Annotated in this window: 15 protein-coding genes, 1 tRNA gene, 1 other RNA gene and 1 riboswitch; of the genes, 3 read left to right on the top strand and 14 right to left on the bottom strand. The window is 73.3% G+C overall.

The features are described 5' to 3' along the window. The first annotated feature begins 241 nt into the window (after nt 1-241). A complete protein-coding gene (locus ACFV04_RS06625; protein ID WP_380527234.1) occupies nt 242-1,570 on the top strand; it encodes a hypothetical protein in 1,329 nt (442 codons plus the stop codon). Nucleotides 1,571-1,573: 3 nt separating this feature from the next. Here ACFV04_RS06625 and ACFV04_RS06620 read toward each other — a convergent pair whose 3' ends face one another. Together ACFV04_RS06620 and ACFV04_RS06615 are read right to left on the bottom strand one after the other, a co-directional pair. Continuing rightward, nucleotides 1,574-3,040, bottom strand: a complete 1,467-nt coding sequence (locus ACFV04_RS06620) for an MFS transporter (protein WP_380527232.1) — start codon at nt 3,038-3,040, stop codon at nt 1,574-1,576. Nucleotides 3,041-3,161: 121 nt separating this feature from the next. Beyond that, nucleotides 3,162-3,476, bottom strand: a complete 315-nt coding sequence (locus ACFV04_RS06615; RefSeq protein ID WP_360253457.1) for an SMR family transporter — start codon at nt 3,474-3,476, stop codon at nt 3,162-3,164. 43 nt (nt 3,477-3,519) lie between these two features. Continuing rightward, a riboswitch (guanidine-III (ykkC-III) riboswitch) is annotated at nt 3,520-3,585 on the bottom strand. 85 nt (nt 3,586-3,670) lie between these two features. Between ACFV04_RS06615 and ACFV04_RS06610 the strand changes: the two genes are divergently transcribed. Further along, nucleotides 3,671-3,742 (top strand) — tRNA-Cys (locus ACFV04_RS06610). 186 nt (nt 3,743-3,928) lie between these two features. On the opposite strand, the gene ACFV04_RS06605 is transcribed toward ACFV04_RS06610, so the two are convergent. The 6 genes from ACFV04_RS06605 to ACFV04_RS06580 form a co-directional block, all read right to left on the bottom strand. Then, entirely contained in the window at nt 3,929-6,256 is a 2,328-nt protein-coding gene (locus ACFV04_RS06605) for a xanthine dehydrogenase family protein molybdopterin-binding subunit (RefSeq protein WP_380339469.1), read from the bottom strand. Beyond that, on the bottom strand, nt 6,253-7,578 hold the full coding sequence (locus tag ACFV04_RS06600; protein WP_380527230.1) for a 2Fe-2S iron-sulfur cluster-binding protein: 1,326 nt from the start codon (nt 7,576-7,578) through the stop codon (nt 6,253-6,255). Before ACFV04_RS06600 ends, ACFV04_RS06605 begins: the two co-directional genes overlap by 4 nt. Then, on the bottom strand, nt 7,575-8,441 hold the full coding sequence (locus tag ACFV04_RS06595; protein ID WP_360253551.1) for an FAD binding domain-containing protein: 867 nt from the start codon (nt 8,439-8,441) through the stop codon (nt 7,575-7,577). Before ACFV04_RS06595 ends, ACFV04_RS06600 begins: the two co-directional genes overlap by 4 nt. 406 nt (nt 8,442-8,847) lie before the next feature. Then, complete coding sequence (locus ACFV04_RS06590) at nt 8,848-10,458, bottom strand: beta-N-acetylhexosaminidase (protein WP_380339475.1); 1,611 nt, start codon at nt 10,456-10,458, stop codon at nt 8,848-8,850. 104 nt (nt 10,459-10,562) lie between these two features. Then, nucleotides 10,563-10,841: a DUF3039 domain-containing protein gene (locus tag ACFV04_RS06585; protein WP_360253463.1), complete on the bottom strand. Its 279-nt coding sequence runs from the start codon at nt 10,839-10,841 to the stop codon at nt 10,563-10,565. Between the two features lie 61 nt (nt 10,842-10,902). Next, entirely contained in the window at nt 10,903-11,487 is a 585-nt protein-coding gene (locus tag ACFV04_RS06580; RefSeq protein WP_360253465.1) for a YqgE/AlgH family protein, read from the bottom strand. Nucleotides 11,488-11,785: 298 nt separating this feature from the next. On the opposite strand from ACFV04_RS06580, the gene murA reads away from it, so the two are divergent. After that, the gene (murA, locus tag ACFV04_RS06575) at nt 11,786-13,126 is read left to right on the top strand and encodes a UDP-N-acetylglucosamine 1-carboxyvinyltransferase (RefSeq protein ID WP_380339479.1); all 1,341 of its coding nucleotides are present in this window, start codon (nt 11,786-11,788) and stop codon (nt 13,124-13,126) included. A 76-nt stretch (nt 13,127-13,202) separates the two neighbouring features. Here murA and ACFV04_RS06570 read toward each other — a convergent pair whose 3' ends face one another. The 6 genes from ACFV04_RS06570 to ACFV04_RS06545 form a co-directional block, all read right to left on the bottom strand. Then, nucleotides 13,203-13,487 (bottom strand): HU family DNA-binding protein, encoded by a 285-nt coding sequence (locus ACFV04_RS06570; protein WP_030242980.1) that lies wholly within the window; start codon nt 13,485-13,487, stop codon nt 13,203-13,205. A gap of 509 nt (nt 13,488-13,996) precedes the next feature. Further along, nucleotides 13,997-15,469 (bottom strand): NAD-dependent malic enzyme, encoded by a 1,473-nt coding sequence (locus ACFV04_RS06565; RefSeq protein ID WP_380339482.1) that lies wholly within the window; start codon nt 15,467-15,469, stop codon nt 13,997-13,999. Between the two features lie 358 nt (nt 15,470-15,827). Further along, the gene (locus ACFV04_RS06560; protein ID WP_380339485.1) at nt 15,828-18,131 is read right to left on the bottom strand and encodes a HelD family protein; all 2,304 of its coding nucleotides are present in this window, start codon (nt 18,129-18,131) and stop codon (nt 15,828-15,830) included. 151 nt (nt 18,132-18,282) lie between these two features. Then, nucleotides 18,283-18,664, bottom strand: a transfer-messenger RNA (tmRNA) gene (gene ssrA, locus ACFV04_RS06555). An 86-nt stretch (nt 18,665-18,750) separates the two neighbouring features. Continuing rightward, nucleotides 18,751-19,227: an SsrA-binding protein SmpB gene (smpB, locus tag ACFV04_RS06550; RefSeq protein WP_360253473.1), complete on the bottom strand. Its 477-nt coding sequence runs from the start codon at nt 19,225-19,227 to the stop codon at nt 18,751-18,753. A 7-nt stretch (nt 19,228-19,234) separates the two neighbouring features. Further along, nucleotides 19,235-20,431 carry a S41 family peptidase gene (locus ACFV04_RS06545; RefSeq protein WP_360253475.1) on the bottom strand — a complete coding sequence of 399 codons (1,197 nt, stop codon included), beginning with the start codon at nt 20,429-20,431 and terminating at the stop codon, nt 19,235-19,237. Between the last annotated feature and the right edge of the window lie 122 nt (nt 20,432-20,553).

Raw genomic sequence — 20,553 nt, 5'->3', positions numbered from 1 at the left:
AGCGCGACGGCCTGCCCCCACCAGCGCCCCCCGCGGGGCCACGACCCGACACGACCTACCGACGGTTATACGGACCGGATCGGTTGCGGCGTTCGAGCGATCGCTTGCGACCGCGCGCTGCGCCTCTTCGACCGTCTCCGCACGCATGGCATGCTGACGCGGTCACGGGTTCGATACCCCGGGTGTCCGGCCGGACCCGGCACTCCCGCACGCCGCCGAACGCCCCCTGAACGGAGTGACCATGGACGCTCTCTCCCGCCGCACCCTGCTGGCGGCCGGCGCCGCCACCGCCGCCACCCTGGCGGCCGGCTGCGGCAGCAACCACGCCACCGGCGGGGAGCGGGCGACCGGTTCCGCCACCGGCGCGGACGCCGAGCAGAGCGCCACCCCCGCCCCCGTTCCCGCCCCGGCCCCCGAGCCGCAGACCGTCCTGATCGGCGACGGCTCCACCTCCGACACCGGCTCCCAGCCGCACCAGCCCGTCCCCGACCGGCTGCAGCCCGGGCAGCGCCCGCCGCAGTTCGTGGTCTTCTCCTGGGACGGCGCCGGCGAGCTCGACAACGGCCTGTTCGCCCGCTTCCGCCGGCTGGCGCAGGAGCACGACGCGAAGATGACCTTCTTCCTCAGCGGCCTCTACCTGCTGCCCGAGTCCAAGAAGGACCTCTACCGCCCGCCGCAGCACAAGGCCGGCGCCTCCGACATCGGCTACCTGAGCGACCAGCACATCCGCGCCACCCTGGAGAACGTGCACGCCGCCTGGCTGGAGGGCCACGAGATCGGCACCCACTTCAACGGCCACTTCTGCGGCGCCACCGGCGTCGGCAGGTGGTCCCCCGAGGAGTGGGACAGCGAGATCCAGCAGGCGATGGACTTCGTGACGAACTGGCGCACCAACACCGGCTTCACCGACCTGCCCTCGCTGCCCTTCGACTACCGCAAGGAGCTGATCGGCAGCCGCACCCCCTGCCTGGAGGGCCAGCGCAACCTGCTGCCCACCGCGGTCAAGCGCGGCTGGCGCTACGACAGCAGCGGCAACGGCACCCAGGTGTGGCCGCAGAAGATCCAGGGCGGCGCGCTGTGGGACCTCCCGCTGCAGTCCATCCCCTTCCCCGGGCACACCTTCCAGGTGCTCTCGATGGACTACAACATCATGTACAACCAGTGCGGCCCCAACACCAAGGCCGACCCGGCGCTCCACCCGGGCTTCCAGACCCAGGCCCGCGACTCCTACCTGATGGGCTTCGACCGCACCTACCGCGGCAACCGGGCGCCGTACGTCATCGGCAACCACTTCGAGGAGTGGAACGGCGGCATCTACATGAACGCCGTCGAGGACGTGCTCAAGGCCATCGCGGGCAAGCCGGAGGTCCGGCTGGTCTCCTTCCGCCAGCTGGTCGACTGGCTGGACGCCCAGGACCCGGCGGTGCTGCGCAAGCTGCAGACCCTCGCCCCGGGCCAGTCCCCGACGGGCGGCTGGGAGGCCTTCCTCGGCACCCCGGCGGCGGCGCCGGCCCCCTCCCCGTCCCCCTCCGCCAGCGCCACCGCCACCGCCACCGCCACCGCCGGCTGACCGTCAGGACCGGGTGCGGACCCGGCCGGCGAGCAGCGCACCCAGCAGCGCCACCCCGGCCATCACCAGCAGGATCACCGCGAAGGCGCCGGGCGACCCGGCGCCTTCGGCCCGTCCGTGGGCGGCCGCCAGGGCTCCGCCGCCCAGTGCGGCGAACAGCACCCCGGCCAGGCCGGTGAGCAGCACGTTGCCCAGCGCGTCGCTCATCTGCAGCGCGGCCGAGTTGGCCCCGGCGTCCTCCGGCGCGGAGAGCTTCATCATCAGCACGCTGACGCTCGCGACGGCCAGTCCCATCCCGACGCCGCCGATCCCCCAGGCCACCGAGGCGACCCAGGCCGGCGCCCCCGGGACCAGCACCAGCGCGGCGCCCGCGATCGCCAGCGCGGTCAGCACGAAGCCGCCCCGGATCATCGCCTCGCGGTAGCGCTCGGCCCCCGGCCGGCCCTGCAGCCAGGAACCCAGCGCCCAGGAGAGCCCGCCACTGGTCAGGGTGAGCCCGGCCAGCGTGGGCGACAGGCCGCGCTGGGTGGTCATCATCAGCGGGATGAAGGCCTCCGCCGCGAAGAACGCCCCCGCGGCCAGCCCGCGCAGCAGGATCACCGTCGGCAGCCCGCGCCCGGCCCGCAGGGTCCCCTTCGGCAGCAGCCCCAGGACGGCCGGCACCAGCAGCGCCGCCCCGGCGATCCCGGGGAGCAGCCCGACCAGGTCACGGCGCTGCCCCGCGTACTGCAGCAGGCCGGCGCCGAGCGCCGCCATCGCGGCCAGCAGGGTGCGCCGGCGGTCGAAGTCGGTGCCCCCGGGCACCGGGTGCTCGCCCCCCTCGCCTGCGGCCGGGGAGACCCCCATGGAGCGGCGCAGCGCCGGGCCCATCACGACCAGCGGCAGCAGGATCAGCACCGGCACGGCCAGGAACACCCAACGCCAGCCGAGGTGCTGGGTGACCGCCCCGGCGACCAGCGGGCCCACGATCGAGGGCAGCACCCAGGCCGAGGAGAAGGCCGCGAACACCGACGGCCGCAGCCGCTCCGGATAGGCCCGGCCGACCACCACGTACAGCGCGACGATCACCAGCCCGCCGCCCAGGCCCTGGATCGCCCGCCCGGCCACGAACACCCACATCCCGGGCGCCGTCCCGGCCACCAGCAGGCCGACGCCGAACACCGCGATGCCGGTGAACAGCGGCTGCAGCGGCCCGCGCCGGTCGCACCACTGGCCGGAGACGACCAGGGCGAACAGCGTGGTGGTGAAGTAGCCGGAGAAGGCGAAGGCGTACAGCCCGAGCCCGTCCAGCTGGCGGGCCGCCGTCGGCATCGCGGTGTTGACGGCCGTCGCCTCGAAGGCGATCACCAGGACCACCGAGACGATCCCCAGCGTCAAGGCTCGGAAGCGGCCGCTGAGCACCCCGCCGCCGGGGTCGTCGTCGAGGGGTATCGGTACGGGGTCGACCGAGGTGGGGGAGGCTGTGGTCATACGTGACATCGTAAGAGCCGTCCGCCCGGATGACCCCTGACCAGGGTCGGTGATCGACTCGGTCCCGAGGCCTAGGACGGGGCCGGCACCCCCGCCGGGGCGGGCCGGTGCTCCCGTGCGGTCAGTGCAGCACCTTGAGGCCCACCACGCCGGAGACGATCAGCAGCAGGCAGGCGATCCGGGCCGCGGTCACCGCGTCCCCCAGGACGGCCATGCCGTAGAGCGCGGTGCCGACCGCGCCGATGCCGACCCAGACCGCGTACCCGGTGCCGATCGGGATCGTGCGCATCGCGTACGCCAGACCGCCCATGCTGAACAGCAAGGCGACGCCGAAGACGACGGTGGGAACGAGCCGGGAGAAGCCCTTGGACGATTCCAGGGCGACTGCCCAGACGGTCTCCAGGAGACCGGAGACGATCAGAACGAGCCAGGCCATGACGACGAGCCTCCGCAGTCCACAGCGGCCGGGTTGCCGCTGAACTGCGCCGTCTTGTCGTCACCGGGTACGACGCGCTCGTCCGGGGTGGCGGGAATTCCGCCACCGGTCTTCGACGGTAGCACACATTGCCATACAGAATTTACAAAACTTCGTTGACCCTCCTCCCCCGGATCCGCCACCATGAATTCACTGGCCGTGTGCCCGAGTGGCTCAGGGGACCGTCTGCAAAGCGGTGTACGCGGGTTCAATTCCCGCCACGGCCTCCGGAAGAGGAATTGCCGGTCGACTCCCGAAGTCGACCGGCAATTCCTTTCGCCTTTTCCTGCGGCTTTCCGCGGGAGTTCCCCGCGTGCTCCGCGGCGGTTCCGTTCGGGCCACGAAAGGGCCCCGTCGGACCGGGGCGGCCACGAAAGGCCACGAAAGGCCGGGTCGGACCGGGTCGGGCCGCGTCAGGCCGTGACGGCGTCCTCCGCCCGGATCGGCAGCCGGCCGATCGGCAGGCCGGTCGCGGCACGGACCGCCGCCGCGACGGCCGCCGGGGCGACCACCGCGGGCGCGGCGCCGACCGCCTTGGCGCCGAAGGGGGCGACCACGTCGCGCTCCTCCAGCAGCGCGGCGATCCGCACCTCCGGGGTGTCCAGGGCGGTGGGCAGCCGGTAGCCGGTGAGCGAGGGGTTCTGCAGCACGCCGCCCTCGGTCCGCAGGTCCTCCAGCAGCGCCAGGCCGACGCCCTGCGCCACGCCCGCCTCGATCCGGTCCTCGATCTGGCGCGGGTTCAGCGCCCGGCCCACGTCCTGGGCGACGGTCATCTCGACCACCCGCACGGCGCCCAGCTCGATGTCCACGTCCACCACCGCGCGCATCGCGCAGAACGAGATGGAGACGAAGGCGTCGCCGTGCCCGGCCTCGTCCAGCGGCTCGGTGGGGTGCGGGCGGCACTGCGCGGTGGCCCAGAGCTCCTTGCCCTCCAGCGCCTCGGCAACGGGCATCCCGAGCACCCCGTCGTACGAGGTGATCTTGCCGTCGGCGATCTGCAGCAGCTCCGCCGACATCCCGAAGTTGGCCGCGATCGGCTGCAGCAGCTGGTGGCGGACCATCAGCGCGGCCCGCTCGACGGCGCCGCCGGAGACCCAGGTGTGCCGGCCGCGGGCCGAGGGCCCGGCGATCGACTGGTCGCTGTCGGCCGGCGCGATGTAGACCTCGCTGACGCCCAGCACGGTCTGCACGATCTGCCGGGCCAGCGTGGCGAAGCCCTGACCGGCGTCGACGGCCGCGCAGATCACCGTGGCGTGGTCGCCGCTGACCCGCACGGTCGCGGTGGACACCTCGTCCTCACCCTCGGCGCCCAGCATGTGCACCATGCCGACGGCGTAGCCGATGCCGCGCCGCACCGCCGCCGGGTCACCGGCGCCGCCGGGGCCCCCGGGCAGCAGCCACTCGGCGTCCGGGTCGTCCACCGGCAGGGCCGGCAGCGGTTCGTCCGCGACGGCGTCCAGCAGCGCGCGCACCGGCGCCGGGCAGGTGACGGCCTGTCCGGTGGGCAGCGGGTCGCCGGTGGACATCGCGTTGCGCCGACGGATCTCCACCGGGTCCACGCCGACCCGGGCGGCCAGCTGGTCCAGCTGCGACTCGTACGCGAAGCAGGCCTGGAGGGCGCCCTCGCCGCGCATCCGCCCGGCCGGCGGGTTGTTGGTGCGCACCGCCCAGGCGTCCACGAAGACGTTGGGGCAGACGTACGGGCCGGCCGAGAACGCCGTCGCGGCGGCCAGCGCCTCGGCGGAGACGTCCGCGTAGGCGCCGCCGTCCAGCAGGATCTGGGCCTCGACCTTCACCAGCGTGCCCTCGGCGTCGGCGTGGTGCCGGTAGCGCAGGAGCGCGGGGTGGCGCGAGGTGTGGGTGTGGAAGGACTCCTCGCGGGTGAGGGTCATCTTCACCGGCCGGCCGGTGCGCAGCGCCAGCAGCGCCAGGGTGACCTGGAAGGAGAGGTCCTCGCGGTCGGTGGTGGCGCCGGGCACGCCGGTGACCACCAGCCGGACCCGGTCGGGTTCCAGGCCGAGGCAGGCGGCGGTGCGGTCGCGGTCGCCGTGCGGGTCGGTGGAGGACAGGTGCAGCTCGACGCCGCCGTCCGGGCGCGGCACGGCCAGGCCGGCCTCGGCACCGAGCGGGGCCGGGTCCTGCCGGCCGACCTGGTAGAGGCCCTCGACGACGATCTCGCCGGCCGCGTCCGGGTCCCCGGTGCGCAGCGGCAGGTGGCGGAAGAGGTTGCCGTCGGGGTGCAGCGGCGGCGCGGTGAAGGCCTGCTCGGGGTCGGTCACGGCCTCCATCGGCTCGTAGTCGACCGCGATCAGCCCGACCGCCAGCCGGGCGGTGTCCGGGTGGTCGGCGGCCACCGCGGCGATCGGTTCGCCGTGGTGGCGCACCACGCCGGCGGCCAGCACCGGGCGGTCGGCGACGACCGGACCGGCCGGGGCGCCGTCGGGGGTGCCGTCCGGGCCGGGCGGCAGGTCCGCGGCGGTGACCACGGCGTGCACTCCGGGCAGCGCGAGCGCGGCAGAGGTGTCGATGCCGCGGATCCGGGCGTGCGGGTGCGGCGAGCGCAGCACCGCGCCCCACAGCAGCCCCTCGGCCCACAGGTCGGCCGCGTACGGGTAGATGCCGAGGGCCTTCGGCAGCGCGTCGCTGCGCAGCGGGGAGCTGCCCAGGCCGAACGGCTCCGGTGCGCCGCCCTCGCCGCCGTCCTGCTGGAGTGCTGCGCCGATGTCGGTAGGCGACGTCATGATGCGTGGTCGTCCTCGGGGAGCCGGATGCCGTGGGCGGGGGTGGCACCGTACGGGACGCCGGCCGGGGCACCGCCCTCGACCGGGGCGCCGTGCGGGTGCGGGGCGACGTACGGGGTGCCGTGCGGCGGCGTGCCGTCGAAGGCGGCGCCGGGCAGCGGGGTGCCGTGCGCGGGGGTCGGCTCGTAGACCGGGGCGTCGTACCCGGTGTCGTAGCCGTTCTGCTGCTGGTGGCCGTCCGGGTAGGGCAGGTAGGTGCCGTGGGCGGGGGTGCCCTGGTACGGCTGCTCGGGGTAGCCCTGCGGCGGGTAGTAGACGTGCTCGTCGGTGGCCTGGGCGGGGATGCCGCCCTGGACCGGGGCCAGCACGGTGGTGTCGTACACGCCGGTGTCGTAGCCGCCCGACGGGTCGCCGTAGGGCGCCGGGGCCGGGGCGTGGGTCTGTTCGACGGGCTGCGGGCCGGCGGGGTGCTGCTCGGCGGGGTACTGGCCGTCGGGGTACGGGGCGTCGGGGTACCGGCCGTCGGGGTACGGGGCGACCGGCTGGACCGCGGGGTGCGCCTCGGCCGCGTGCGGGCCGACGGCCTGCTGCGGGACGTGCTCGATCCAGGCGTCGGCATCGGTGTAGACCGGCGGCTCGACGGCGGCCTCGGGTTCGGCGGACGGCTCGGCCGCGGCCCCCGCGGCCGGGTCGACCGGTGCCCCGGCGGCCGGGTCGGCGGACTGCGCGGCGGCGTCCTCGCCGAGCGCGGCCGTCTCCTCCGCCTCCTCGGCCTCCACCGCGCGGGCCTCCGCGACGGTCTGGACGGCGGCCAGCACGCCCTTGTAGCCGGTGCAGCGGCACAGGTTGCCGCAGAGCGCCTGCCGGGCCTCGACCTCGGTGGGCCGGTGGTTGCGCTGGAGCAGATCGTGCACCGCCATCGCCATGCCGGGGGTGCAGTAGCCGCACTGCACGGCGCCGGAGGCGGCCAGTGCCTGCTGGACGTCGCTCGCGCCGCCGCCGGCCGACAGGCCCTCGACGGTGTTGATCTCGCTGTCGGCGGCCAGTGCGGCGGGCACCAGGCAGCCGGCCACCAGCTGGCCGTCCACCTGTACCGAGCAGGCCCCGCACTCCCCCTGCTCGCAGCCGTCCTTGGCGCCGGCCAGGCCGAGCCGCTCGCGCAGCACGTAGAGCAGGCTCTCGCCGATCCAGGCGTCGGTGACGGGCCGTTCGAAACCGTTGACCCGCAGCGTGTACGAGGCGCACGGGCGCAGCTCGCGGCTGACCTGCGGGGAGAGACCGAGCGGGTCGGCGTCGAGGGTCTCGATGGGGTCTGTGGTCACTTCAGCGCCCTTCCCAGTGCCCGTCGGGCCAGCACCGCTACGGTACGCCGCAACCGAACGGCCGCGGCGGTCGGCCCCTCGGTCACGGCCTCCCAGGAGCCTTCGGCGCCGTAGTTGTCGGGGACGCAGGCGGTGGCCACGTACTCGCCGAAGGCGGCGTTCGCGGCCGGGTCGATCTCCCGGCTGCCGTCCCAGTCGATGCAGCCGGCCACCCAGGCCTCGGCCTCCAGCGGCCGCAGCGGCACCGGGGCGACGGCGCCGACGGCGCAGCGCACCGAGCGCCGGGCCGGGTCGAGGACGAGGGCGACGGAGGCGGTGGCGCGGGCCGGGCCGCTGCGGCCGGTGGCCTTGAGGAAGACCTGCGGGGCGTGCAGCAGGGGGACCCGCACCCAGGTGAGCAGTTCGCCGGGGCGCACCGGGTCGAGGCCGGTGAGCAGGTGACTGACCGGCACCTCGCGGGTGGCCCCGGCCCGGGCGAGGGTGACGGTGGCCTCCAGCGCGGCGAGCACCGGGAGGGTGTCGCCGGCCGGGGCGGCGGTGACGATGTTGCCGCCGAGGGTGCCGACGTTGCGGACCTGCGGCGGGCCGGCGGTGCGGGCCGCGTCGGCGAGCGCGGGGATGAGCGCGGCGAAGTCGGGGCGGTCCATCCGGGCGTGGGTGAGTCCGGCCCCGAGCACCGCGGTGCCGCCGTCCTCGTAGCGCCAGCCGCGCAGTTCGGTGATCCGGCCGAGGCCGACCAGGGCGGCGGGGCGCAGCCGTCCGGCGTTGACGGCTTCCATCAGGTCGGTGGCTCCGGCCACCGGTACCGCGGCCGGGGCGGCGGCCAGCGCGTCGACGGCCTCGTCGAGCGAGGCCGGCAGCATGATCGTCCGGTTCACCTGGGTCCCACCGTGCTCCACTTGCTCATCGATCGCCTGCCGCCCGCGGCCTTGGGCCGTAGTGTCCGCGTCAGCAGCCCGGCCTGGCCCGTAGGGTACGGGCGATCGGGCCGGGTTGGGCAACTCTGGCACACAATGCTCGATGATCATTTCGGGGCCGGTGAACGGGACTGCCCGATTGGGACGGATACCGGGCGGTATCTGCCCCGACCCGAGTCAGGCCAGGGCAGATGTTCATCTGTTCTTGACGTCCGATGACCACTCAGAAGTTCCCGGCGGGTAGCACCGGACCGCCGTCGCGCCGCGGACGGGCGTTCGACGACGAGCCCCACCGCACCGCCCGCGGCCCCCACCGCACCGCCCGCGGCCCCTACCGGACCGGCGGCGCGCCCTACCGGACCGGCGGCGGGCCCTCGATCGGCCGGCCGGCCACCCCGGGCCGGCGCTGCCAGGGCAGCGGCCCGTCGGCCGGGCGGTACTCGACGCCCAGCGCGTCCAGCGCCCGCAGGTGCGTCGACAGCCGCTGCTCGAAACCGGCGAAGTCGCGCGCGGCCGGCTCGGCGGGCAGCTGGGACCAGGCGACCTCGGCGAAGGCGACCAGCCGGGGGAAGGCCCGGTAGTCGATGTCCCGGGCGCTGTCCATGAACTCGCTCCACAGGTTGGCCTGGGTGCCGATCACGCGCCGCGCCGCGGCCTCGTCCAGCTGCTCCGGCACGGGCTCGAAGCGGTAGACGTCCTCCAGCGTGCGCACGAACCCGACCGGGATCGGCTCGTCCGGCCCGTCGGCCTGCCGGTGGTCGAAGTAGACGTGCTGCTCGGGGCACATCACCACGTCGTGCCCGGCCCTCGCGGCGGCGATCCCGCCGCCGAAGCCGCGCCAGGAGGAGACGGCGGCGCCCGGGGCGAGCCCGCCCTCCAGGATCTCGTCCCAGCCGATCAGCCGGCGGCCGCGCTCGGCCAGCCAACGGTCGAAGTGCCGGATGACGTGGCTCTGCAGCTCGTCCTCGTTGGCCAGGCCCAGCTCGCGTATCCGGGCCTGGGCGGCGGCGCTGTCCTTCCACTGCTCCTTGGGGCACTCGTCGCCGCCGAGGTGGACGAACTCGGACGGGAAGAGCTCCAGGACCTCCTCCAGCACCCCCTCGAAGAAACGCAGGGTCTCCTCGGAGGCGTTGAGCACGTGGTGGCTCACCCCCCAGTCCGTCCAGACGCCGAGCGCGGCGGTGTCCACCACGTCGGTGTTGCCCAGCTCGGGGTAGGCGGCGACGGCAGCCTGGGTGTGGCCGGGCAGGTCGATCTCGGGGACGACGGTCACCCCGCGCGCGGCCGCGTACGCGACGATCTCGCGCAGGTCGTCCTGGGTGTAGTAGCCGCCGTGCGGGCGGTCGTCCCGGCGCTGACCGGAGCGGTAGCCGACCATCGAGCGCTCCCGCCAGGCGCCGTGCGCGGTCAGCCTCGGGTAGCGCTTGATCTCCACCCGCCAGCCCTGGTCGTCGGTCAGGTGCAGGTGCAGCACGTTGAGCTTGTGCGCGGCCAGCAGGTCGACGAAGCGCAGCACGTCCGCCTTGGGCAGGAAGTGCCGGGCCACGTCGAGCAGCGCGCCGCGCCAGCCGAACCGGGGGGCGTCCTCGATGTCGGTGCCGGGCAGCACCCAGCCCTCGCGGCGCAGCGGCGAGCGCCGGTAGGCGTCCGGCCCGAGCAGCTGCCGCAGGGTCTGCGCCGCCCACAGCGCGCCGGCCGGACCGCCCGCGGCGAGCAGGGCGTGGCCGGGGCGCACCGTGATCCGGTACGCCTCGGCGGCCAGCGCGTCGTCCAGGACCAGTTCGACGCCCGTGCCCGGCCGGCCCGGGCCCAACGGCAGCCCGGTGGCGGCGGACAGCGTCGCGCGCAGCCAGCGCTCGGCGTCGGCCAGCGCGGGCGGTGCAGTCAGCGTGGTGGCGGCGTCGAGCGGGAAGTCCTCGTCCGGGCGGCGGACGGCACGCGAAGGTGCGGGAATGAGGTCCATTCCGACATCCTGCCCACGCCCGGAACGAATGGCATAGACCACTGCACGATCGCGGTGCTATGCAAAACGACGACGCGCGGGGTCACCGGGAGCGGGACGCCGGCCTACTTCTTGTCGCCGTCGCCGTCCTGCGGCTTGCCGATGCCGTCGTAGATCTCCTTGCACATCGGGCAGACCGGGTACTTCTTCGGGTCGCGTCCGGGCACCCACACCTTGCCGCAGAGCGCCACCACGGGGGACCCGGAGAGCGCGCTCTCCATGATCTTGTCCTTCTGGACGTAGTGCGCGAAGCGCTCGTGGTCGCCGTCCCCGTGGGACACCTGCGGGACGGGCTCGACCAGGGTGCCGGTGCCGAGGCCGCGCTCGGGCTCAAGAGTGCTCATGAGTGCCAAGTCTATGGGCGCCCCGGGAAACCGGGCCAGTGTCGCGCGGCGGGCCCCCGGTTCAGTTCATCGTCGGATCGTCCGGGTAGGTCGCCAGCAGGGCCAGCGGACCGCGCTGGCGGCGCAGCACCGAACGCCACAGCCGCTCCGGTTCGGGGCTGGAGACGTCCCCGGGCTCGCAGTCCACCAGGTACCAGGCGCCGCTCTCCAGCTCGGTCTCCAGCTGCCCCGGCGACCAGCCCGCGTACCCGGCGAAGATCCGCAGGCTGCCCAGTTCGCCGGCCAGCACCTCGGGCGGCGCCTCCAGGTCCACCAGCCCGATCGCGCCGTGCACCCGCCGCCAGCCCAGCGGCTCGCCGGTGCCGGGGTCCCCCGGTGCCACCGCGAGGCCGAGCGCCGAGTCCAGCGCCACCGGCCCGCCCTGGAACACCACGGCCGGCTGTCCGACGAGCCGCCCCCAGCCGTCCAGCACGCTGCCCACCTCGACCGGCGTCGGCCGGTTGAGGACCACACCGAGCGCCCCCTCGGCGTCGTGGTCGAGGAGGAGCACCACCGCCCGCGCGAAGTTCGGGTCGGTGAGCAGGGGCGTCGCGACGAGCAGACGGCCGGTGTGGGACCGGCCTCCGTGCGAATGGGCCGCCGTCATGCCTCACATGATCCCGCAGAACGGCCCCGGCGGGACACCGCAACGCGCGAAACCGCCACGCCGGACGAACACCCGTACGGCCCCATCGGCGGGCGCCCGCGACCCCGGAGAGAGCACCATCACGGGAGAGGCTCACGGGAACCGCCGGAGCGCCCACTACCATCTACGTCTGGTGGACGCCCTTATACGTGCCGACTCGGTTTCGCCGGGGGCCCGAACGCGCCCGTACGACCGGTCCACCGCCGGCTCTCTCCCGGAGCCTTCCCCAACTCCTCTGGCACCCCGGATTGCGAGAACGATGACCGACGACGTCCTGCTGGTCCACGGCGGAAACCCACTCGAAGGCGAGATCCGCGTCCGCGGTGCGAAGAACCTGGTCCCCAAGGCCATGGTCGCCGCCCTCCTCGGCCAGGGCCCCAGCAGACTGCGCAACGTCCCGGACATCCGCGACGTCAAGGTGGTTCGCGGCCTGCTGCAGCTGCACGGCGTGACCGTGCGCAGCGGTGACGAGGAGGGCGAGCTGATCCTCGACCCCTCGCACGTCGAGAGCGCCAATGTGGCCGACATCGACGCGCACGCGGGCTCCTCGCGGATCCCGATCCTGTTCTGCGGCCCGCTGCTGCACCGCCTCGGCCACGCCTTCATCCCGGGCCTCGGCGGCTGCGACATCGGCGGCCGTCCCGTCGACTTCCACTTCGAGGTGCTCCGCCAGTTCGGCGCCACCATCGAGAAGCACCCGCAGGGCACCTACCTGGTCGCCCAGCAGCGCCTGCGCGGCACCAAGATCGAGCTGCCCTACCCCTCGGTCGGCGCGACCGAGCAGGTGCTGCTGACCGCCGTCCTCGCGGAGGGCGTCACCGAGCTGCGCAACGCGGCCATCGAGCCGGAGATCGTCGACCTGATCTGCGTGCTGCAGAAGATGGGCGCGATCATCACCCTGGGCACCGACCGCACCATCCTGATCACCGGTGTGGACGAGCTGAACGGCTACAACCACCGCGCGCTGCCGGACCGCCTGGAGTCCGCCTCCTGGGCCTGCGCCGCGCTGGCGACCAAGGGCGACATCTACGTCCGCGGCGCGCGCCAGCTGGAGATGATGACCTTCCTCAACACCTTCCGGAAGGTCGGCGGCGCCTTCGAGGTGGACGACGAGGGCATCCGCTTCTGGCACCCGGGCGGCGAGCTCAAGGCGATCGCCCTGGAGACCGACGTGCACCCGGGCTTCCAGACGGACTGGCAGCAGCCGCTGGTCGTCGCGCTGACCCAGGCCACCGGCCTGTCCATCGTCCACGAGACGGTGTACGAGTCGCGGCTCGGCTTCACCGGCGCGCTGAACCAGATGGGTGCGCACATCCAGCTGTACCGCGAGTGCCTGGGCGGCACCCCGTGCCGCTTCGGCGCCCGCAACTTCCTGCACTCCGCGGTCGTCTCCGGCCCGTCCAAGCTGATGGGCTCCGAGCTGGTCATCCCGGACCTGCGCGGCGGCTTCTCGTACCTGATCGCGGCGCTGGCGGCCGAGGGCACCTCGACCGTGCACGGCATCGACCTGATCAACCGCGGCTACGAGAACTTCATGGACAAGCTGCGCGACCTGGGCGCCCACGTCGAGCTGCCCAGCGAGCAGCTGGTCGACGCCTGATCACCGGCCCGGCGTACGGCGAGAGGCCGGGCTCCCCACGTGGGGAGCCCGGCCTCTCGGGCGTTCAAGGGGTGGCTCAGGCAGCGCCCTTGGCGGCTTCCTTCAGCTTGGAGCCGGCGCTCACCTTGGCGCTGTAGCCCGCGGCGATCTGGATCGGCTCGCCGGTCTGCGGGTTGCGGGCGGTGCGGGCCGCGCGGTGGGTGCGCTCGAAGGTCAGGAAACCGGGGATGGTGACCTTCTCGTCGCCCTTGGCGACGACCTCGCCGACGATCTCGGCGAAGGCGGCCAGAACGGCGTCGGCGTCCTTGCGGGTCACCTCGGCGCGCTCGGACAGCGCGGCCACCAGCTCACTGCGGTTCATGTGTACTCCTGTGGTCTGTTCGCTTGCGGTGTGCGGGGGCCCATCGGTGCTCCCACCGGGGGGCACCCGGATGGGCCGCAGGTCCGCACACTGTGCTCATGCAGGCAATGCGTGGTCGCGGGCCGGGTCCGTACCCGGTGCCGAGCGCCGGAGCCCTTCGAAGGCCCGCCCGCCTGCCTGGATACGAATCCTGCCCCGACCGGCCCCGAGAAAGCCAATCGGGCCTCGGCCGGGCCACCCGAACATCGCCCGCCCGTTGGAGGTGTGACGCTCCGTCGGCTCCGGCGGACCGGGCGCGGACGGCGGTCGGGACGACTCGCCGGAAGACCAGGGGGACGTTCCGTACTTGTCGGACACGCCTGCCCCGTGCAGGGCTACCGTACGCCCTAGGACTGACAAGCCCAAACACGCCCCTCGCCCTTGTGTCGCAAGGGTTCGGGGCGAGCGGGGCGGGTATGACCGCTATTCGCACATTTGAGCGACCGGTGACGCCTCCACCGGTCCCTCCGTCAGAGCTTGACGGTGGGGAAGGCGGAGGTGTCCAGGGTGCCGACGATGCCCGGGGTCGGACGGGCCTGCACGGGGGCGTCCTGACTGTCGGCCAGGGCCGCCTCGCGCACGGCGGAGGCGACGGTCTTGGCGACGTCCTTGTGGAACACGCTCGGGATGATGTAGTTCGCGTTCAGCTCGTCGTCGGCGACGGTGGTGGCCAGCGCCCGCGCGGCCGCGATCATCATCTCGGTGTTGACCGTGCGGCTCTGGGCGTCCAACAGGCCGCGGAAGACGCCCGGGAAGACCAGCACGTTGTTGATCTGGTTCGGGAAGTCGCTGCGGCCGGTGGCGACCACGGCGGCGGTCTGCCGGGCGATGGCCGGGTCGACCTCCGGGTCCGGGTTGGCCAGCGCGAAGACGATCGCGTCGTCGGCCATGGTCGCCAGGTCGTCTCCGTCCAGGACGTTCGGGGCCGAGACGCCGATGAAGACGTCGGCGTCCGCCACGGCCTCCTTGAGGCTGCCGGTACGGCCCGAGCGGTTGGTGTGCTCGGCGATCCAGCGCAGGCTCTCGTTGAGGTCCTCACGGCCCTGGTGGACCACGCCGCGCACGTCCGCCACGGTGGCGTGCTCGACGCCGGCCGCCATCAGCAGCTTGAGGATCGCGGTGCCGGCGGCGCCGGCACCCGACATCACCACGCGGATCTCGGAGATCTCCTTGCCGACCACCTTCAGCGCGTTGGTGAGGGCGGCCAGCACCACGATCGCGGTGCCGTGCTGGTCGTCGTGGAAGACCGGGATGTCCAGGGCCTCGCGCAGCCGGGCCTCGATCTCGAAGCAGCGCGGCGCGGAGATGTCCTCCAGGTTGATCCCCGCGAAGCCCGGGGCGATCGCCTTGACGATGGCGACGATCTCGTCGGTGTCCTGGGTGTCCAGGCAGATCGGCCAGGCGTCGATCCCGGCGAAGCGCTTGAACAGGGCCGCCTTGCCCTCCATGACGGGCAGCGCGGCCTCCGGGCCGATGTTGCCCAGGCCCAGCACCGCCGAGCCGTCGGTGACCACGGCGACGCTGTTGCGCTTGATGGTGAGGCGGCGGGCGTCCTCGGGGTTCTCGGCGATCGCCATGCAGACCCGGGCGACACCCGGGGTGTAGATCATGCTGAGGTCGTCGCGGTTGCGGATCGGCAGCTTGGACGACATCTCGATCTTGCCGCCGAGGTGCATCAGGAAGGTGCGGTCCGAGACCTTGCCGATCGACACGCCGTCGATCGCGCGCAGCTTCTCGACGATCTCCTCACCGTGCGCGACCGAGGAGGCCGCCACCGTGACGTCGATGCGCAGTGCCTCCAGGCCGGAGGCGGTGACGTCGAGACCGGTCACCGACCCGCCGGAGGACTCCACGGCCGTGGTGATCGCACTGACGGCGTTGCCCCGGGCCGGGACCTCCAGCCGTACCGTGATCGAGTTGGAGACACTGGGCACCGTCGCCATCGACGCTTCCTTCTTCCGTCTGTCCCGCAGGCTCAACATTTTGTTGAAGGCATCGCCTGCGCATGCTAGACCTCGATCGTCGCACCTTCCAAGGGGTAGCCAGAAATAACGTTCATTGAGTGTGCGGATCCGACAATCCGGTCGGCGCCCCCCGGACTCCTGACGCCCACTCCTTGCCTCTCCGGGCCGATGCGTTACATTGGACGGGACACCGGCTCGATCCAAGCCCCCGGGCCCAACCTTCGTCCCTTCGAGGGACCACTTGCCGCGAGGCGAGCATGGCGGGTCGGTGTCGTAGACGTCTGAAGGCCCCTCACCACCCGGTGAGGGGCCTTCTTCCGTACGGCCCTACGGCCCGTCAGCCGTGCAGCAGAGCGGGCACGCCGGCCGCGTCCGGCAGGTCGTCCGGACCGGACAGCACGGTCAGCCGCTGCGTCGCACGGGTCAGCGCGACGTAGAGCACCCGCAGCCCGGCCTCCGACTCGCCGGCGATGCCGGTCGGGTCGGCGACCACGGTCGCGTCGTACTCCAGGCCCTTGGCCTCCAGACTGCCCAGCGCCACCACGCGCTCGCCCAGGCTCTCCGCCCACCCGGCCGCCTCGGCCCGGCGGTCCATCGGCACCACGATCGCCACGGTGCCGTCCACCTCGGCCAGCAGCCGCTCCAGCTCGGCCCGGGCGGCCTTGCCGAAGGCCTCCGGCGACGGGTCGGAGACGGCCGCGAAGCGCGGCTCCACGCCCACGTGGCGGACCGCGCTCGGCGAGGGCGTGCCCGGTGCGGCCAGTGCCAGCACCCTGGCCGCGACCTCGGCGATCTCGGCCGGGTTGCGGTAGTTCACGGTCAGCGTGAACCGGCGGCGCGGCTTGCCGGCCAGCACCTCGTCCAGCGCGGCCTGGGCCTCCTGCGGGAACGGCCAGGAGGACTGCGCCGGATCGCCGACGATCGTCCAGGTGGCCATCCGGGAGCGGCGGCCGATCATCCGCCACTGCATCGGGGTGAGGTCCTGCGCCTCGTCCACGATGACGTGGGCGTACTCCTTGCGCTCCACCGGCTGGCGCTCGCGCTGGCGGGTGTTGCGGTCGGCGAAGGTGGTGACCTCCTCCAGGCCGGTCAGCAGGTCCATCGCGTCCACCTCGCGGACCTTCGGACGGGCCGGCTCGCCGAGCAGCACCTGGAGCTCGTCCACCAGGGCGACGTCGTGCGCGGACAGCGCCCCCTCGCCCTCCGCGGACAGGTGGCGCCAGGAGGCGGCCAGCAGCCTCGCCTCGTCCGGGGTGACGGCGCGGCGGGCGATCCGGTTGGTGTGGCGGTGCTGCTTGAGCGTGCCGAGCACCCGGCGCGGGGTCAGGGCCGGCCACCAGGCATCCAGGAAGTCCAGGAACGGCGCCTCGTCCGAGACGTACTCGTCGAAGCTCTCCTTCTCCTCCTGGCGCTGCTCCCTGGCGTAGTGGTCGGTGGGCTTCGGCAGGTGCTTGACGACCTCCTGCCACAGGGCGTCCAGCAGCAGCCGGCGGGCGCGCGGGCGCAGCAGGTTCAGCGGCGTGCCGCCGGAGCCCACCACGTTGCCGCGCACGGCCCTCAGGCGCCCCGCGTCCAGCTTGAGCACCTCGCCCCGGGCGACCACCTTCAGCTCCTGCGGCGCGCCCAGCTCGAGCGCGGCGCGGGCGGCCCGGCGCAGCAGCTGGGTCATCCGGGCCGAGCCCTTGACCCGGGCGGCCTCGGGGCTGTCGTAGCCGCCCGCCTCGATGCCGTCCACCAGCGAGCCGATCGCCCGGATGGCGACCTGCCCCTCCTCGCCGAGCGCGGGCAGCACGCCCTCGGTGTACGAGACCAGCAGCGCGGTCGGGGAGACGACCAGGATGCCCCCGGCGTAGCGGCGACGGTCCTGGTAGAGCAGGTACGCGGCGCGGTGCAGGGCGACGGCGGTCTTGCCGGTGCCGGGGCCGCCGGTGACCAGGGTGGCGCCCGCGGCAGGGGCGCGGATCACCTCGTCCTGCTCCTTCTGGATCGAGGAGACGATGTCGCGCATCGAGTGGCTGCGGGCACGCCCCAGCGACGCCATCAGCGCGCCGTCGCCGACCACGGCCAGCTCCCGGCCGGCCAGGGTCGGGGTGAGGTCGGGGCGCAGCAGGTCGTCCTCGACGCCGATCACCTTGCGCCCCTTGGAACGGATCACCCGGCGGCGGATGACCCGGCCGGGCTCGACCGGGGTGGCACGGTAGAACGGGGCCGCGGCGGGCGCGCGCCAGTCGATCACCAGCGGGCCGTACTCGGCGTCCAGCACGCCCAGGCGGCCGATGTGGAGGGTCTCGGCGACGGCCGGGTCGGCCGGGTCGAGCGGGGTGTTCGACGGGATGCCGTGCTCCTCCGGGGCGTCCGCCCGCTGGAGGTCGATACGGCCGAAGAGGAAGTCCTCGAACTCGTTGTTGAGGCGTTGGAGGTGCGCGCCGGCCCGGTAGACCTGGGCGTCGCGCTCGGCGAGCGCGCCGGGGGTGCCGACCTGGACCCGCTTGGCGGCGTCCTCCAGGATGTACTCGGCCTCGGCGAGCTTCTCCTCCAACCGGTGGTAGACGGTGTCGAGGTGCTGCTGCTCACCGGCGATCTCACGTTCGCGGACGGTCTCGTGATCGGCGGCGGGGGTGGTGTCCGTGTTGCTCTGCATGGCCTCGGTGGTTGCGGCGGAATCCGGCTCCGGAAAACGAGCGGACGGATGATCCTACGCCGCGACCCCCCGGCCGCGCTGCTCCGAAGCGTACAAAATCCGAAGGCCGTCCTCCGCGGAGCGGTGGACGGCCTTCGGTGTGAACATGGGGTGGTGGAGATGCCGGGAATCGAACCCGGGTCCAGTGGAGTTAATTCAGGGCTTCTCCGAGCGCAGTCCGCTGTGATTTTCTCGGCCCTGGCAGTCACACGGACAAGCCGCCAACAGGCCCAGCTGCTGTTTGATTTCCCATCCGCCCTCGCAGCCCGGGCGGACGGTTGAGTTCCCTAGATTATGCCAGGGTCCGGGTCGGGAACCCCCCGGTCTGACACCCAAGCGCTATCGGTGCTTATTAGGCAGCGAGAGCGAACTGCTGGGAATCGCGCTTAGAGTTGGCGATTATTTTTTTGCGACACGTGGTTAACGAGATCATTGCCGCGTTCCTCGGCTCGCTTCCCCTGTTTCAACATCCCCTGTCGAAACCGATCATCCCCATGTTTTTTTGAGAAACAGCTCGGACGATGACCGTCCGTGTTGCTTGCGCCATAGTACGCGAGGCGACGGGCGAGGGTCCAGCGGATTAACCCTGGCGGCGTCGGGCCGCCGCCACGGCGCGGGCCGTCTCGCGGGTGTCCTGCTTCTCGCGGAGCGTCTGGCGCTTGTCGTAGAGCTTCTTGCCGACCGCGAGCGCCAGTTCCAGCTTGACCCGGCCGTCCTTGAAGTACAGCGAGAGCGGGACCAGGGTGTGGCCCGCGTCGCGGACCTTGGTCTCGATCTTGCTGATCTCCAGCCTGTGCAGCAGCAGCTTGCGCTTGCGGCGCGCCGCGTGATTGGTCCACGTCCCCTGGGCGTACTCGGGGATGAAGACGTTGTCGATCCACGCCTCGTGGTTCTGGATGTAGGCGTAGCCGTCGACCAGGTTGGCCCGCCCCTCGCGCAGTGACTTGACCTCGGTGCCGGTGAGTACGAGGCCGCACTCGTAGGTGTCGAGGATCGTGTACTCGTGTCGCGCCTTCTTGTTCTGCGCGATCAGCTTGTGTCCCGTTTCCTTTGCCATAGCGCCGTCATTCTCGCACTTCGGAGCCCGGACGGGCAGCTGTTTTGGGCGCGGGTGCCGACGTCCGGGCGCGGGTGCCCAGCCCGGCGAGGACGCGCAGGGCCAGCGCGTCGGCGTCCTCGCCGGTGGTCGCCGGGACGTCGGGGGCGAGGCCGGTGCCGTCCGGGGACCGTCCGGCGGGGGTGAAGTAGCGGCCGACGGTCATCTCCAGCACCGCGCCGTCGGCGAGCCGGCTGGGCTGCTGGACGGTGCCCTTGCCGAAGGTCCGCGCGCCCACCACCACGGCGCGGCTGCGGTCCTGCAGGGCGCCGGCGAGCAGTTCGGCGGCGCTCATCGTGCCGCCGTCGACCAGGACCACCAGCGGGGTGCGCTGGTCCCCGCCGGGCGGGGCGGTCAACTCCCTGGTCCCGCCGCGCTCCTGGTACGAGCCGACCGGGCCGCCGTCCAGGAAGATCCCGGCGGTGTCGGCCGCCTCGTCGACCAACCCGCCGGAGTTGCCGCGCAGATCGAGCACGACGCCGCCGTGCGGGGCGCGCAGCGCGGTGCGGACCAGGTCGGCCACCCCGCTGGTGAAGGCCCGCACGGTGATCCTCAGGACGCCCTGGTCCAGGTGCTCGACGGCGACCTGCTGGCTGTCCAGCAGCGCGCGGTGCAGCTGCAGTTCGCGCACCTGGCCCTCGCCGCGGCGGACCTCCAGGGTGACTTCGGAGCCGGCCCGGCTCTCGTCGCCCCGGCCGCGCAGCCGCGCCACCACCTCGGTGACCGGCAGGTGGTCGGCCTGGTCCGGGCCGACCCGCAGCAGTCGGTCGCCGGCGGCGATCCCGGCGGCGGCGGCCGGGCCGCCGGGCGCGACCCGGGAGACCTCCGTCACGCCGTCCTCGCCGCGGCCCACCGAGAGGCCGACGCCCAGGTACCGGCCGTCCAGGCCCTGGCTGAACTCCGCGTACTCCTGCGCGCTGTAGTACGCGCCCCAGCGGTCCCCGGTGGCCCCGAGCAGGTGCTCGGCCTGCTGCTCGGACAGGGCGGTGCCGGCCGGGTCCGCCGGGAGCCCGGTGCCCGCGGGCCGGGCGGCGTCGACGGAGGGGTGCGGCGGCAGGTCGCCCGGGCCGCCCCAGGCCCCGGTGGCCGCTCCGGCGAGCAGGACGGCACCGAACACCAGGCTGAGGGCGGCCGCCTGACGTGCCCTGCGCGGAGTTTGCAGCATGGCATCGGAGTGTAGACACCGTGCCTCGCGGGACGGGCCGGAACGGCGGAGTGCGGAACGGCGGCGGGGCCCGGCGGCGGCCGGGGCGGCCGGGGCCGCGCGGGGGGGGGGGGTGGTTGGAG

The sequence above is a fragment of the Kitasatospora sp. NPDC059599 genome (genome assembly GCF_042735125.1).
GTDB lineage: Bacteria > Actinomycetota > Actinomycetes > Streptomycetales > Streptomycetaceae > Kitasatospora.
The sequence above is the reverse complement of the archived record's forward strand: the minus strand, read 5'-3'. Positions and strand labels throughout refer to the sequence as shown.